The following is a 13,707-nucleotide window of genomic DNA, read 5'->3' as shown; positions in this document are numbered from 1 at the left end:
CATCAGGCCAGCGTCCTGCTGTCAAAGCGTTGAAGATCCAGAGTGGTGAGCTCAGTCCTTGAGCCGCTGGCGTGCATAGGTCTGCTGCAGGACCACCTGCGTATTGGGCTTTCGCCCATAAGCCAGGCTGGTGATGCGATAGACGACATTCGGGATCATATTGAGCGCCAAAAAGTTATTGGCCACCATGCTGTTGCCGGCACTGTCTTCGGCGACGATCAAATTCGAGTTCTTGCTGCTCTCGTCATAAGGCAGCACCTCGATCCAGTACCAGCCACCGCGGTTGGCAGCACTGCGGTCTGCGAGGATGGGATTGGCCGGGTTGCTGGCATTGCCCAGCTTGGCGCCGGTGTATTGGCCATAGCGCGCACCAATGGGTGCGCCGCCCGTGGGGGTGCTGGTCATCTGTGCCAGGGTGACGCCACGGCTTGCATCCGTGTTGTTCCAAAAATCCTGGTTGCCTTGGCGTTTGGTGCACAGGCCATTGCGGCATTTGTAGGCTTGGCTGTCCAGCGTGGCCAGCAGCTTGCCCACCGACGGCGCCTCCAATGGAATCTGGTCTGCGGTGCTTTGGCGGCAGACATCACCCGTACCACTGCACACGGAGCCGTCGGCATTTTCATTGCGGATGTCCAGCTCCGCGTCCTGCAGCAGCGCTTGTCCGGCCTCGAAGGCGCGCTGGTAATCCGCATCATTGCTGACCATCATTTCTCCAAACAGGGAGGTGCGTGCCGACCACAGGGCCAGCAGCATCGACAGCATGACAAAGATGATGACGACGAACAGGGCCACGCCGCGTTGCTGGCGGAGCGGTGGGCGTTGGTCGCGAATGAAGAATCTGCCTTGCATGTTTAGGGCTCTTGGTTCGGGTTACAGCACATTGCCAATCAGCCCCTGGCTGCGCAATTGGTAGACACTGCGAAACACCATGTGCATGCGTTGGGCACGGGCCGCTCCAATGGCGCTGCCGCTCATGTCAGTGGAGGAGGCGCTGGTGTAGTCCACCGAGGTGGTTCCATCACAGTCGGTATAGGTGGCGCTGCCGTTGCCCGAGGGCAGGTTCATGGGTTCGTTGCCATACAGAACAAGACAGACTTCCACCCCGGTGACCTGCCCCCAGTTGGTGCCTACGGCGGCAGCATTGACATACTGGATCTTGGGAGCGCCGCTGGCGGTATCGGTCATTCGCAAATACCGAACACGGAAGTTGGCCACATTGCCAATCACTGGTTGGGTCGTACCGGTGGTGCCGGTGCAGACCAGATTGTTGGCGTTGAGTGCAAACGCGCTGGAAATGCGCATGAAGCTGTTGTTGTCGGCGGTGTCCGAGTCTTGCGGACCGCCTTGGCAATCGCGTGACAGCGACTGCGTAGCGGGGGACGTGTCGTTGACGGGATAGACTGGCTCCTTGTAACGCCGGTACCCCAGGTTGAGCGTGGTGTTTGTACCGCTGATGGTGTCGGTCGCCGGGGAAAAAGCCCTTCCTGCAGTGGAAGAAGTGGCCTTGGCCTCGAAAGCCACTGGCAACGCATACCGGTCAATGTCCGTGCTGGTATTTTTGGAGGCATTGAGGTTGAGATACAGCGAGCCCGATTGCCGCAGCTGCTGACCGATCACGCGAAAGGCATAGCCAGCCTGCTGCTGCAGCGCACTGGCGTCGCTGACCGTGCCCGAAGTGCCACGAGACACCATCAGCGCGCCTCCCGCTACCGCCACAACCATCAGCCCAATGGCCACGCCTACCATCAGCTCCACCAGCGTGAGGCCGCTTTGTTTGCTGCGCGTTGCGATGAAAGAGGCGCTGGCTGCGGGCGTCATCTGCAAACCATGAGGTGTTTTGTGAGGCATATCAGGTACCTGGGCAGAAATAACGAGCTGTGCTGGTGCCCTTATAGGGCGCGCAGCGGGCGCTGACGGGGATGTACTGCAGATGGCAGGTATAGCCTTCTGCGCAGGTAACAGTAGCTCCACTGTCGGCAGCGGCGTTGATGGCCGAACGGTAGTCACTGTCGGCGCCTTTTCTCTCGTTTTCGCGCCAGCGGATCATCACGCCTAACTGACGGCGGTTGGCGGCGACGTCTTCGCCTGCAGACGTGAAGAGGTTCGCATCCCCCAGCGGCAATGCTCTGCTGACGAAAGCTTTCCATTGCGATACATCGTAGACGGCAAGCTCCGCACCCGTGCAAACAACGTTGCTGCATATTTTGCTGGGGGTAGGTGTATCGTCCCAATCGCTGATATAGCTGCTCATGTTGGCCATCGCATTGGGATTGACCTTCATACGCTCACTCAGGTCCTCAATGAGCCGGATCGCCTGCTCTCGGCGCACGCTGGTCTGCGTGTCGCTGAGGGTGCGCAACTGCACGCCCACGATGCCCAGAATGCCCAGCGCGGCAACCACGAGGGCAATCAGCGATTCCAGCAAGCTGATGCCGCGTTGGCGGCGGGGTGCGGCAGAGATTCTCGTCAACCGGCGCATAGGACTTCTTTCTGTGTCTGAGCTCGCAAGCGCTGCATGCGCTGAGCGAGGTTGGAAAAGCAGGGTCAGGAGCAGCTTGCAGTCCCTGAGTTCAACCGCCTGATCAAGCCGCCGGCCTGGATGCATAGGGTCTGGGCTGCGGAATTGCTGCTGCTCGAACCTTGCGGCCAAGCGCGAAAAGTGAGCGCAGATGCGCCGTTATTGCTGAAACTCCCCCACCGATCTACACGGATCTTGCCGGTCATCGTGGTGCCCGCAGCACTCACTTCAATCTCCGTGCGGGGAGATGCATTGGTCTGCCGGAGCGTCGTTTCGGCATCACCGCTTTGTGAGCCGTCGCGATTGACATCCGGAAATACCAGCCAGCCGCAGCCCCATTGCGCATCAGCACTCGCAGCCGTGCAGTCACTGCCATTGGCCTTTTTGACGATGACGACATCCCCTGCACGCCGAATGGCTTCAGAGCGTGCGAAGTAGAGCGTGGATTGCAGATCTTCCACAGCGCTGCGTACCCGCCAGCGCTCCATCAAGCCCTTGAAGCTGGGTGCTGCCAGCGAAGCGAGAACCGCCACGATGGCAATGACCACCAAAAGCTCTATCGCGGTAAAGCCAGATGCCCGCCGCTGCAGTGACGAATGCCCATAATTCATGAAATGAATCATAAGTAATACTTTGCAAATAAGGGAGGCGGGACGACAAGTGGCTATCCGCGTGCGACAAGCGGCGGACCGCATTCAACGCGGCATCAGCTGATCGGGATCTGCGGCACAATCGCCGGCTGGGCCTGAAAGAATGTGTCATGACTGATGTAAACAAAACCCTGCAGCGCTGCGAAGCCGTCATCGTCGACCTGGACGGCACCATGGTCGACACCATGGGGGACTTTGCCGAGGCGCTCAACCGCATGCTGGCGGATCTGCAGCTGCCGGCGATCGATGTGCAGACCATCGAGCCGATGGTGGGCAAGGGGTCGGAGCATCTGCTGCGCGCGGTGCTGACCCATGTGCTGGCACAGGTGCATCAAGCAAGCGGCCAGCCGGTGCCGGCCACCGAGATCGACAACCGCTATGCGCAGGCCTGGGAGCGCTACCAGCACCACTACCTGGCGATCAATGGCCGCTTCTCCCGCGTGTATGACGGGGTGGAGAAGGGGCTGGCGCAATGGCGCTCCAAGGGGCTGAAGATGGCGTGCCTGACCAACAAGCCGCTGTCGTTTGCCGAGCCGCTGCTGCGCGCCAAGGGGCTGCGCGACTATTTTGACCATGTGTTTGGCGGTGACTCGTTCGAGCGCAAGAAGCCCGATCCGCTGCCGCTGCTCAAGACCTGCGAGGCGCTGGGCAGCAAGCCGGCCCAGACCTTGATGGTGGGCGACAGCAGCAACGATGCCGAGGCGGCGCACAACGCCGGCTGCCCGGTGGTACTGGTCAGCTATGGCTACAACCACGGCCAGCCGATCCGCCAGGTGGCAGCGGCCGGCTATGTCGATGCGCTCAGCGAGCTGCAGGCCTGAGGCTGTTTTCTGTGGACGGACTGCACCTGACCGCCGACCTGTATGACTGCCAGTGCCCAGCGGCCTGGCTGGTCGATGCGCAGGCGCTCGCTGCGCTGTGCAACCAGGCGGTGGCCGATGCGGGGCTGACGCGCATGCATGACAGCTGGGTGCCGTTTCCCGGCCACAACGGCCTGCCCGGTGGTGTGACCGGCGTGGTTTTGCTGGCCGAGTCGCATGTGGCGATCCACACCTGGCCGGAGCTGGGCCATGTCACGCTCGATGTCTACGTCTGCAACTTCTCGGACGACAACTCGGCCAAGGCGCAGCAGGTCGTCGATACCTTGGTGGGCGCTTTGCAGCCCAGGCGCTGCCAGCACCAGCGGCTGCAGCGGGGCAGTCTGCAGACCGGGCAGGGGACGGCGGCGGGCTTGCCGCGCTGAAATCCCCGGTTTTCTGGTTTTTACACCGTCGTTTGTGGTTTCGTTTGCTACACTAGGCGCCATGTTCATCCATCACGCAGTCATTACAGGTCGTTCCGACCGGGGAGCTTGGCCCTGGCGTAAGCCTGTATCTATGCCTGTTTGATTGCCGCTGGGTAACACGCCCCAGCGTGCGCCCGAGGGCTGGTTGCAAGGCCAGCCCACCAAAGATGAACTGCAGCGCACGATACGCACACATCCAGCGTGCGCTGCTCAAGCTGGGGATGGTTCTTCGTGATCACCGAACTCGAATTCAAAAGTCTGGCCAACCAAGGCTACAACCGCATTCCTCTCGTCGCAGAAGCGTTTGCGGATCTGGAAACCCCTCTCTCCCTGTACCTCAAGCTCTGCCACACGCATGACGATGGCAAGCACAGCTTTCTGCTCGAATCCGTGGTCGGGGGCGAGCGTTTTGGCCGTTACAGCTTTATCGGCCTGCCTGCCCGCAGCCTGCTGCGCGCCAGCGGTTTTGGCGCCGATGCCCGCACCGAGGTGGTGACCGATGGCCAGGTGGTCGAGACCCATGCAGGCAATCCGCTGGATTTCATTGCCGACTACCAAAAGCGCTTCAAGGTCGCGCTGTCGCCCGGTCTGCCGCGCTTTTGCGGTGGTCTGGCGGGGTATTTCGGGTATGACGCGGTGCGCTACATCGAGAAAAAGCTCGAGAACAGCTGCCCGCCCGACACCCTGGGCACGCCCGACATCCTGCTGCTGCAGTGCGAAGAGGTCGCTGTCATCGACAACCTGTCGGGCAAGCTCTACCTGATCGTCTACGCCAACCCGGCCGAGGCCGAGGCCTATTCCAAGGCCAAGAAGCGCGTGCGCCAGCTCAAGGAGCAGCTGCGCTACTCGGTCAGCGTGCCGCAAATCAAGGCCGGTGACAGCTACCCCTCCGAGCGCAGCTTTGCCAAGGCCGATTACCTCCAGGCTGTACTGGAGGCCAAGGAGATGATTGCCGCCGGCGACTTCATGCAGGTGCAGGTGGGCCAGCGCATCCAGAAGCGCTATACCGAGAACCCGCTGTCGCTGTACCGCGCGCTGCGCTCGCTCAACCCCAGCCCCTATATGTACTACTACCACTTTGGGGATTTCCAGGTGGTAGGGGCCAGCCCCGAGATTCTGGTGCGCCAGGAGCAGGTCGAGGAAGGGCAGAAGATCACCATCCGCCCGCTGGCCGGCACGCGGCCGCGCGCTGCAACGCCGGAAAAGGACAAGGCCACCGAGCAGGAGCTGGTGAACGACCCCAAGGAGCGCGCCGAGCATGTGATGCTGATCGACCTGGCGCGCAACGACATCGGCCGCATTGCCAAGACCGGCTCCGTCAAGGTGACCGAGGCCTTCGCGGTGGAGCGCTACAGCCATGTGATGCACATTGTCAGCAATGTCGAGGGCATTCTGAAGGACGGTATGACCAGCATGGACGTGCTCAAGGCCACGTTTCCGGCCGGCACCCTGTCGGGTGCGCCCAAGGTGCATGCGATGGAAGTCATCGACCAGCTCGAGCCGGTCAAGCGCGGTATCTATGGTGGTGCCTGCGGCTACCTGAGCTTTGCCGGCGACATGGACCTGGCCATTGCGATCCGCACTGGCGTTATCAAGGACGGCATGCTCTATGTGCAGGCGGCGGCTGGCGTGGTCGCCGACTCGGTGCCCGAGCTGGAATGGAAAGAGACCGAACACAAGGCCCGCGCACTGCTGCGCGCGGCCGAACTCGTTGAGGAAGGACTGGAATGACCCGCGCTATCGACAAAGTAGAAGACTGCAACACCATGGCCGACGTGCGCCGCAATGTGAATGCGCTCGACGACATCCTGGTGCCCCTGCTGGTGGAGCGCGGCGGCTACATGACCCAGGCTGCCAAGGTCAAGAACAACCCCGAGCTGGTGCGTGATGAAGAGCGCATCGAGACCATCGTCAGCCGCGTGCGCGAACGCGCGGCGCTCGAAGGCGGCCAACCCGATGTGATCGAGACCATCTACCGCGCGATGATGGAAGCCTACATCGCCTACGAACACCGCGAACTGGCCCGCTTGCAAGCGGGTGGCAAACCCCGGGAGTGACGATGAAAAAACTGTTGATGGTCGATAACTACGACAGCTTCACCTACAACATCGTGCAGTACTTCGGTGAGTTGGGGGTCGAGGTCGTGGTGGTGCGCAATGACGAAACCTCGCTCGAGGCCATCGCCGCCCACCAGCCCGATTGGCTGGTCATCTCGCCCGGTCCCTGCTCGCCGGCCGAAGCCGGTATCTCCATTGAGGCGATCCAGCACTTTGCCGGCAAGCTGCCTATTTTGGGCGTATGCCTGGGCCACCAGGCCATTGGCGCGGCCTTTGGCGGCAAGGTGGTGCGTGCCGTGCAGCAAATGCATGGCAAGACCAGCGTGATCACGACCGCGCAAGAAGGCGTGTTTGCCGGTCTGCCGGCGCAATTCACCGTCAACCGCTACCACTCGCTGGTGATCGAGCGCAGCAGCTGCCCCGATTGCCTGGAAGTGACGGCGACCAGTGAAGATGGCGAAATCCAGGGCGTGCGCCACAAGAGCCTGCCGATCCAGGGCGTGCAGTTCCATCCCGAGAGCATCCTCACCGAGCATGGCCATGCGATGCTGAAGAACTTTCTGGAGCAGCGCTGATGGTCGAGCCGCACCAGTTGCTGATGTTCATCGCAGCTGGCTGGCTGCTCAACCTCACCCCGGGCCCGGACGTGTTCTACATGCTCAGCCATGCAGCGCGCCAGGGCTGGCGTGCCGGCCTGGTGGCCAGCGCCGGTATCACCGCTGGCTGCATGGTGCATGTGACGGCTGCTGCGCTGGGTGTTGGCGCATTGCTGGCCGCCTCGGCCACCGCCTTTGGCGTACTCAAGTGGCTGGGCGCGGCCTACCTGCTGTGGATGGGCCTGCAGATGCTGCGCAGCAAAAACAACAGCAAGCCGCTGTCGCCTGCCGGTAACGCACCGGCTCTGGCAGAGCCGGGCACGCCTCTGGCGCGCATCTTCTGGGGCGGCTTCTGGACCAACGTGCTCAACCCCAAGGTTGCGATCTTCTTTCTGGCCTTTATTCCGCAGTTCATCGCCGCGGACTACGCCCACAAGAGCCTGGCCTTTGCCGCGCTTGGCCTGCTCTTCAACCTGAACGCCATCCCCGTCAATATGCTCTGGGTCTGGATGGGTGCCGGAATGGCCCGGCGCGCGGGCGGGTTGCGCCAGCGCCTGCATTGGCTCGACCGCGCGGCCGGCGCCATGTTCATTGGCTTTGGCCTCAAGCTGGCGCTGACCGACAAGCCCGGCGCCTGACCCCTGATACAGCGAGAAACTCCATGTCGATTACTCCCCAAGAAGCGCTGCAGCGCACCATCGAGCACCGCGAAATCTTCCACGACGAGATGCTGCACCTGATGCGCATGATCATGCAGGGCGAGCTCTCCCCGGTGATGACTGCCGCCATTCTGACCGGCCTGCGCGTGAAGAAGGAAACCATTGGCGAGATCAGCGCTGCCGCCCAGGTGATGCGCGAGTTCTCCAACAAGGTCCATGTGGCCGATCGCCAGCACCTGGTCGATATCGTTGGCACCGGTGGCGATGGTGCCAACACCTTCAACATCTCGACCTGCTCCGTGTTTGTCATTGCCGCTGCCGGTGGCAAGGTCAGCAAGCATGGCGGGCGCAGCGTCTCCAGCAAATCGGGCAGTGCCGATGCGATGGAAGCACTGGGTGTCAACATTCAGCTGAGCCCCGAGCAGATCGCCCAGAGCATTGCCGAGGTGGGCATCGGCTTCATGTTTGCGCCCAACCACCACCCGGCGATGAAGAACGTGGCCCCGGTCCGCAAGGAACTGGGCGTGCGCACCATCTTCAATATCCTCGGGCCCCTGACCAACCCGGCCAGCGCGCCCAATATCCTGATGGGCGTCTTCCACGAAGACCTGGTCGGTATCCAGGTGCGCGCGCTGCAGCGCCTGGGCGCCGAGCATGCGATCGTCGTCTATGGCCGTGATGGCCTCGACGAGATCAGCCTGGGCGCCAGCACCCTGGTGGGCGAGCTCAAGGACGGCGTGGTACGCGAGTACCAGATCCATCCGGAAGACTTCGGTATCCAAATGGTGGGCACGCGCGCGTTCCGCGTCGACAATGCCGAGCAGTCCAAGGCGATGCTGATGGGCATCCTGCAAGGCGAGCAAGGCCCCGCACGCGATATCGTCTGCCTCAACGCCGGTGCGGCACTCTATGCGGCCAATGTGGCCAGTTCGATCGAAGACGGCCTGCAGCGCGCCCGCGCTGCGATCGACAGCGGCGCGGCCTTGCAAAAGCTGCAGGACCTGGTGGCCCTGACGCGCCGGCTTGCCGCCTGAGCCGGCCTCCCAACCAAGGAAAACACATGTCCGATATTCTGAAAAAAATCTGTGAGGCCAAGCGCATCGAAGTGGCCGAGGCCAAGAAGCGCAGCCCCTTCGAGGTGATGCGCCGCGACGCCGAAAGCCGTGTGCTGACCCGTGACTTTGTCGGCGCGCTGCGCGCCAAGATCGCCCAAGGCCAGGCCGCGGTGATCGCCGAGGTGAAAAAGGCCAGTCCCAGCAAGGGCGTGATCCGTGCCGATTTTGACCCGGCCGACATTGCCCAGAGCTACATGGTGGGCGACGGCAAGACCAGCGCCGCCTGCCTGTCGGTGCTCACGGACCGCCAGTTCTTCCAGGGCGAGCCGGATTTTCTGAAGCAGGCCCGCGCCAGCACCTTGCTGCCGGTGCTGCGCAAGGATTTCATGGTCGATCCCTACCAGATCTATGAATCGCGCGCGATGGGCGCTGACTGCGTGCTGCTGATCGCCGCCTGCCTGGACGACGCCCAGATGGCCGAGATGGAACAGATTGCGCGCAGCCTGGACATGGCCGTGCTCGTCGAGGTGCATGACGGCGCCGAGCTGGCGCGTGCGCTCAAGCTCAAGACGCCGCTGATTGGCATCAACAACCGCGATCTGCGCACGTTTGAAGTCAGCATCCAGACCACCTTGGATCTGCAAAAGCAGGTGCCTGCCGACCGCCTGCTGGTGACCGAGTCGGGCATTGCCAGCCCGGACGATGTCAAGACCTTGCGCGATGCCGGCATCCACGCCTTCCTGGTGGGCGAGGCCTTTATGCGCGCCGATGAACCGGGCGAAGCACTGGCCAAGCTGTTCGCTTAAGCAAAGCAGCTAAGAAAAAACGAGTAGCGGCGCAATGCCGCTACTGCGCCGTGCGTGCCTGGGCCAGCTGGGCCTCAAACCATTGCTGGCTGCGCACTTCCGGCTGGCCCGGGCAACGCACCAGATAGGGCTTGCCCGACATGCTGCTTTGGCTGGCCGCGCGCGCAATAAAGGCCTCGGCGGTGGGCGCCAAATCTCTTTTTTGCAGGTAGCTGTACTTGCGCTGCAAATGCGCGCTGGCCTCGCTGGCGCTGTACCACTGGCCATTGCGGGCAAATTCACAGTCCGATTGCTGCAAGGCCTTGAACAGCGATTGAATCTCGCGCTCGGTGGTGCTGGTTCCGCTGCTGGCGGTCTGCGCGCCGGCGGCCAGGCTGCACAGCAAACAGGCCGCGGCGAGGGCCGGGGTCCATGGGTATCGTTGGTAGGACATGGCTCGTCAAGCAAGTTGGTGGGTCTGGCAGCGCAGGCGCTGTGCTAGTATCAATTACGAATAATTCCCATTTCTATATTTTAGGAGTGGGTTTTTTCTTCGCATCTTCCCCTTCTTCCCCGGCCAGCGGCCCATGCCCAGCAAGGGCCGCCGGCCTGTTTGCCGTTGTTTGTCCATGAGTATCCATGATCGCCATGCTCCCCAAGCGCCCAGCGCCTTTGTACTGCCACCATCGCGTCTGCGCGGGCTCGCTGCCAGCGCAGCGCTGGCGCTGATCGTGCTGGGCGGCTGCGCCAGCGCACCCGAGCGCCCAGCACCTGCGCAGCTGCTGCGCATCGGGCAGATGGTGCAAGGCCAGTTGGCCCCTGGCGCAGAGCAGCGCTGGCAGCTCGACGCGCTGCAGGTGCCCGCCGGCAGCGTGGTGCGCGCGGAGGTCGATGGCCGTGGTGTGCAGCTGGATCTGCAAGATGCGGCAGGCCGGCATCTGCGCCGCCTGCTGCGCAGTGATGGCGTGGGCGAGGGCATCACCTGGCAGGCCCAGGCGGGCGAGCAGTTGCTGTTGCACTGGAATGCGCAGCCGGCGGTGGACTATGCCAGCAGCAGCGCAGAGGCCGGCCAGCTGCCTGCGCAGGCGGCCGCAGGCCACTACCGCCTAGAGATCCAACGCGCCTGGGCCCCACGTGCCGGCCCACCGGTGGCCTTGCCCAACAAGCCGCTGCAAAGCCCGCGCCTGCAGGCCTTGGCGCACGATCTGGAACGTGGCGGCACCACTGATGCGTTCTGGCAGCAGATGGCCCAGCGCGGAACGCCGCTGGTGGAGCCCTGGAGCGGCCAGGAGCGGCTGGTGACTTTTCTGTGGCGCGGCGCGCAGCACAGCGTGCGCCTGTTTGGCAGCCCCTCGGGCAACCATGAATCGCTGCAGCGCCTGGGCCGCTCGGATGTGTGGTGGAGCAGCTTTGTGATGCCCAGCGATGCGCGCCTGAGCTATGGCATGGCGCCCGATGTCCCCGGCATCGACGGCACGGCGACCGAGCAGCGCCGCAGCATTCTGGCGACCTTGCAGCGCGACCCGTTGAACCCGCGCAGCTGGGCCGCGTCGGAAGATGGCGCTGCAGCGGTGGACAATTACCAGGGCCGCTCGGTGCTGCAGCTGCCCGATGCGCCGGCGCAGCCCTGGTCGCAGCCGGCGAACGCGCCGTTGCCGGGCGATCTGCAGCGCCACTGGCTGCATTCGGCGGCCTTGGGCCATGGCCGCGATGTCTGGATCTACCGCCCTGCGGGCTGGGCCCAGACCGCGCAGGACCAGCGCGCCTTGCTGGTGCTGTTCGATGCCCATGCCTATCTGCGCCAGGTGCCCACGCCGCAGATCGTTGAGCGGCTGCAGGCGCAGGGCTTGATCCCCGCCACGGCCGTGGTGCTGGTGGCCAATGCCAGCAGCGAACTGCGCAATACCGAGCTGCCGCCCAACCCGGCATTTGCCGATTTCATGGGCCTGCAGCTGATGCCCTGGCTGGCCAAGCAGGGGCTGGATGTGCCCGCTGCGCGCACGGTGATTGCCGGCTCCAGCTATGGCGGTCTGGCATCAAGCTATATGGCGCTGCGCCATCCGGAGCGCTTTGGCAATGTGCTGAGCCTGTCCGGCTCCTACTGGTGGGCACCAGAGGCCGAAGCGCCCAATGCGATGGCGCGCTGGTGGGCGGCAGCGCCCCGCAAGGATGTCCGCTTCTACCTGGATGCGGGCCGCTATGAAAGCGCACGCGGTGGCCAGGCCGGCATTCTGGAAACCAGCCACGAGCTGGGCGAAGTGCTGCGGGCCCAAGGCTACCCGGTGACCCAGCGGGAGCACAGCACGGGGCATGATTATGTGCACTGGCAGGGCGCCCTCGCCTGTGGGCTGGTGGCGCTGCTCAACCCGGCAGCGCTGTCTACGCTGCAAGCCGAGTGCAAAGGGCGATAGCCCAGCGGCGCCGCGCAGCGTGCACAATGCGGGCATGCAACTGACATCTGAAGCGCTCCATGACCACCAGGTGGCTGCCGGCTGGCAAGCCACGGTGGACCAATTCTTTGACAGCCCCAAGGGCCAGCAGCTGTCGCAGTACCTGCAGCAGCGCCTGGACGCCGGCGCGGTGATCTTTCCCCCCGAGCCTTTGCGCGCCTTGCGCCTGACCCCGCCCGAGAGCGTGCGCGTGGTCATCCTCGGGCAAGACCCTTACCACGGGCGCGGGCAGGCCGAGGGCCTGGCTTTTTCCGTCGCCCCCGGCGTGCGCCTGCCCCCGTCGCTGCAGAACATCTTCAAGGAGATGCAGCGCGACCTGGGCGTGCCGTTCCCGCCTTTCCCCGATCCAGGTGGCAGCCTGGTCAAATGGGCCACGCATGGCGTATTGCTGCTCAACACCTGCCTGACGGTGGAAGAGGGCCAGGCCGCCAGCCACAGCGGCAAGGGCTGGGAGCTGCTCACCGATGCGATCATCCGCCAGGTGGCCGAGGGGGACAAGCCGGTGGTCTTCATGCTCTGGGGCAGCCATGCGCAAAGCAAGCGTGCGCTGATCCCGCAGGACCGGGGCCATCTGGTGCTGACCAGCAACCACCCCTCGCCGCTGTCAGCGCTGCGCCCGCCGGTGCCGTTCATCGGCAATGGGCATTTCAGCCAGGCGCAGGCGTTCCGCAAGCAGCTGGGTCTGTAAGACAGCGCTCAGCACGGGCCCGGCATCGCCTGCAGCTCCTGCACCAGCAGCGCCAAAAAGGCCTGCGCAGCGGCAGGCAACTGGCGGCCCGCCAGGGTTTGCACCTCGATATCGCGCAGGTCCAGGCCGGCATCGGTCAGGGGGCGCGCGACCAGGCTGCCCGCTGCCAGCATATGGCGCACCCCCACTTCGCTGGAGACGGTGACGCCGCCGCCATGCACCACAAAATGGAGCAAGGTCTTGGCATGGTTGGTGGTCAGCACCGGGTCCAGCTGCAGCCCCTGGCGGCTGCAGGCCAGGTCGATCATCTGGCGGATCGCCGTCTCGGCTGGCGGTAGGGCCAGCGGATACCGGGCCAGCTCGGCCAACGTGAGCGACGGCTGGCGCGCCAGCACATGCCCGGGCGGCAACACGGCCAGCACCGGCGCGCTTTGGCGGTGCACCACGGCAATGTTCTTGAGCGGGGACATGCTAAAACGCAGGCCAATATCGGCCTCTCCGGCCAGCAGCTTGGCCGAGACCTGCAAGGTCGGCACCATGCTCACCTCAAAGCGCAGGCCTGGGTGCCGGCGCTGGAAGGCCACGCAGGCCTGGGGCAGCAGCTCATTGGCAAAGGCATCGGAGGTGGCGATGCGCACCAGGCCGGCGCGCAGGCTGTCGAGCGCATGGATGGCATCGATGGCCTGCTCGGCATCGAGGCTGATGCGGCGCGCCAGCTCGGCCAGAATCTGCCCGGCCGCCGTGGGCTGCATGCCCCGCGCATGGCGCTCGAACAGTGCCGTGCCCAGCTGGGCCTCCAGCCCGCTGATCTGGCGGCTGACGGCCGAGCTGGCCACATGCAGGCGCAGCGATGCGGCGCTGACCGAGCCGCACTGCACCACCTCATGGAAGTAGCGCAGCGCGGTGTCCTGCAGATGCGTGGGCGGGCGGTGGGGCATGGTGGTATTGCGCAAAAGAATCGCAT

The 13,707-nt window shown here is 63.9% G+C and carries 16 protein-coding genes; 10 read left to right on the top strand and 6 right to left on the bottom strand.

The genetic code is table 11. The features are described 5' to 3' along the window. Nucleotides 1-51 precede the first annotated feature (51 nt). The 4 genes from AB7A72_RS19930 to AB7A72_RS19915 form a co-directional block, all read right to left on the bottom strand. Complete coding sequence (locus tag AB7A72_RS19930; protein WP_239810484.1) at nucleotides 52-849, bottom strand: pilus assembly PilX family protein; 798 nt, start codon at nucleotides 847-849, stop codon at nucleotides 52-54. A gap of 21 nt (nucleotides 850-870) precedes the next feature. Further along, nucleotides 871-1,818 (bottom strand): PilW family protein, encoded by a 948-nt coding sequence (locus tag AB7A72_RS19925; protein WP_369460921.1) that lies wholly within the window; start codon nucleotides 1,816-1,818, stop codon nucleotides 871-873. A gap of 31 nt (nucleotides 1,819-1,849) precedes the next feature. Next, on the bottom strand, nucleotides 1,850-2,479 hold the full coding sequence (gene pilV / locus AB7A72_RS19920; RefSeq protein WP_239810485.1) for a type IV pilus modification protein PilV: 630 nt from the start codon (nucleotides 2,477-2,479) through the stop codon (nucleotides 1,850-1,852). A gap of 65 nt (nucleotides 2,480-2,544) precedes the next feature. Then, nucleotides 2,545-3,141 carry a GspH/FimT family pseudopilin gene (locus AB7A72_RS19915; protein ID WP_369460920.1) on the bottom strand — a complete coding sequence of 199 codons (597 nt, stop codon included), beginning with the start codon at nucleotides 3,139-3,141 and terminating at the stop codon, nucleotides 2,545-2,547. A 137-nt stretch (nucleotides 3,142-3,278) separates the two neighbouring features. On the opposite strand from AB7A72_RS19915, the gene gph reads away from it, so the two are divergent. From gph to trpC, 8 genes are all read left to right on the top strand, one after another. Continuing rightward, nucleotides 3,279-3,989: a phosphoglycolate phosphatase gene (gph, locus tag AB7A72_RS19910; protein ID WP_369460919.1), complete on the top strand. Its 711-nt coding sequence runs from the start codon at nucleotides 3,279-3,281 to the stop codon at nucleotides 3,987-3,989. A gap of 11 nt (nucleotides 3,990-4,000) precedes the next feature. Beyond that, on the top strand, nucleotides 4,001-4,411 hold the full coding sequence (gene speD, locus AB7A72_RS19905) for an adenosylmethionine decarboxylase (RefSeq protein ID WP_369460918.1): 411 nt from the start codon (nucleotides 4,001-4,003) through the stop codon (nucleotides 4,409-4,411). Nucleotides 4,412-4,684: 273 nt separating this feature from the next. Next, nucleotides 4,685-6,184: an anthranilate synthase component I gene (trpE, locus tag AB7A72_RS19900; protein WP_239810489.1), complete on the top strand. Its 1,500-nt coding sequence runs from the start codon at nucleotides 4,685-4,687 to the stop codon at nucleotides 6,182-6,184. Further along, the gene (locus AB7A72_RS19895) at nucleotides 6,181-6,510 is read left to right on the top strand and encodes a chorismate mutase (protein WP_369460917.1); all 330 of its coding nucleotides are present in this window, start codon (nucleotides 6,181-6,183) and stop codon (nucleotides 6,508-6,510) included. The genes trpE and AB7A72_RS19895 overlap by 4 nt, the downstream gene beginning before the upstream one ends. Nucleotides 6,511-6,512: 2 nt before the next feature. Then, the gene (locus AB7A72_RS19890; RefSeq protein ID WP_369460916.1) at nucleotides 6,513-7,085 is read left to right on the top strand and encodes an anthranilate synthase component II; all 573 of its coding nucleotides are present in this window, start codon (nucleotides 6,513-6,515) and stop codon (nucleotides 7,083-7,085) included. Continuing rightward, the gene (locus tag AB7A72_RS19885) at nucleotides 7,085-7,744 is read left to right on the top strand and encodes a LysE family translocator (RefSeq protein WP_369460915.1); all 660 of its coding nucleotides are present in this window, start codon (nucleotides 7,085-7,087) and stop codon (nucleotides 7,742-7,744) included. Before AB7A72_RS19890 ends, AB7A72_RS19885 begins: the two co-directional genes overlap by 1 nt. Nucleotides 7,745-7,767: 23 nt before the next feature. Continuing rightward, complete coding sequence (trpD, locus tag AB7A72_RS19880; protein ID WP_239810493.1) at nucleotides 7,768-8,799, top strand: anthranilate phosphoribosyltransferase; 1,032 nt, start codon at nucleotides 7,768-7,770, stop codon at nucleotides 8,797-8,799. A 26-nt stretch (nucleotides 8,800-8,825) separates the two neighbouring features. Beyond that, nucleotides 8,826-9,626 carry an indole-3-glycerol phosphate synthase TrpC gene (gene trpC / locus AB7A72_RS19875; RefSeq protein ID WP_239810494.1) on the top strand — a complete coding sequence of 267 codons (801 nt, stop codon included), beginning with the start codon at nucleotides 8,826-8,828 and terminating at the stop codon, nucleotides 9,624-9,626. Between the two features lie 40 nt (nucleotides 9,627-9,666). Here the strand turns inward: trpC and AB7A72_RS19870 are convergent, their stop codons facing one another. Then, complete coding sequence (locus AB7A72_RS19870) at nucleotides 9,667-10,059, bottom strand: YfeK family protein (RefSeq protein ID WP_369460914.1); 393 nt, start codon at nucleotides 10,057-10,059, stop codon at nucleotides 9,667-9,669. Between the two features lie 175 nt (nucleotides 10,060-10,234). On the opposite strand from AB7A72_RS19870, the gene AB7A72_RS19865 reads away from it, so the two are divergent. Continuing rightward, complete coding sequence (locus AB7A72_RS19865) at nucleotides 10,235-12,016, top strand: enterochelin esterase domain-containing protein (protein WP_369460913.1); 1,782 nt, start codon at nucleotides 10,235-10,237, stop codon at nucleotides 12,014-12,016. A 34-nt stretch (nucleotides 12,017-12,050) separates the two neighbouring features. Next, nucleotides 12,051-12,743: a uracil-DNA glycosylase gene (locus AB7A72_RS19860; protein ID WP_239810502.1), complete on the top strand. Its 693-nt coding sequence runs from the start codon at nucleotides 12,051-12,053 to the stop codon at nucleotides 12,741-12,743. An 8-nt stretch (nucleotides 12,744-12,751) separates the two neighbouring features. Here the strand turns inward: AB7A72_RS19860 and AB7A72_RS19855 are convergent, their stop codons facing one another. Continuing rightward, the gene (locus AB7A72_RS19855; protein WP_369460912.1) at nucleotides 12,752-13,681 is read right to left on the bottom strand and encodes a LysR family transcriptional regulator; all 930 of its coding nucleotides are present in this window, start codon (nucleotides 13,679-13,681) and stop codon (nucleotides 12,752-12,754) included. Nucleotides 13,682-13,707 lie beyond the last annotated feature (26 nt).

The sequence above is a fragment of the Comamonas sediminis genome (assembly GCF_041107495.1).
GTDB lineage: Bacteria > Pseudomonadota > Gammaproteobacteria > Burkholderiales > Burkholderiaceae_C > Comamonas > Comamonas sediminis.
Note: the sequence above shows the minus strand (reverse complement) of the source record. Positions and strands in the feature narration are given on the sequence as shown.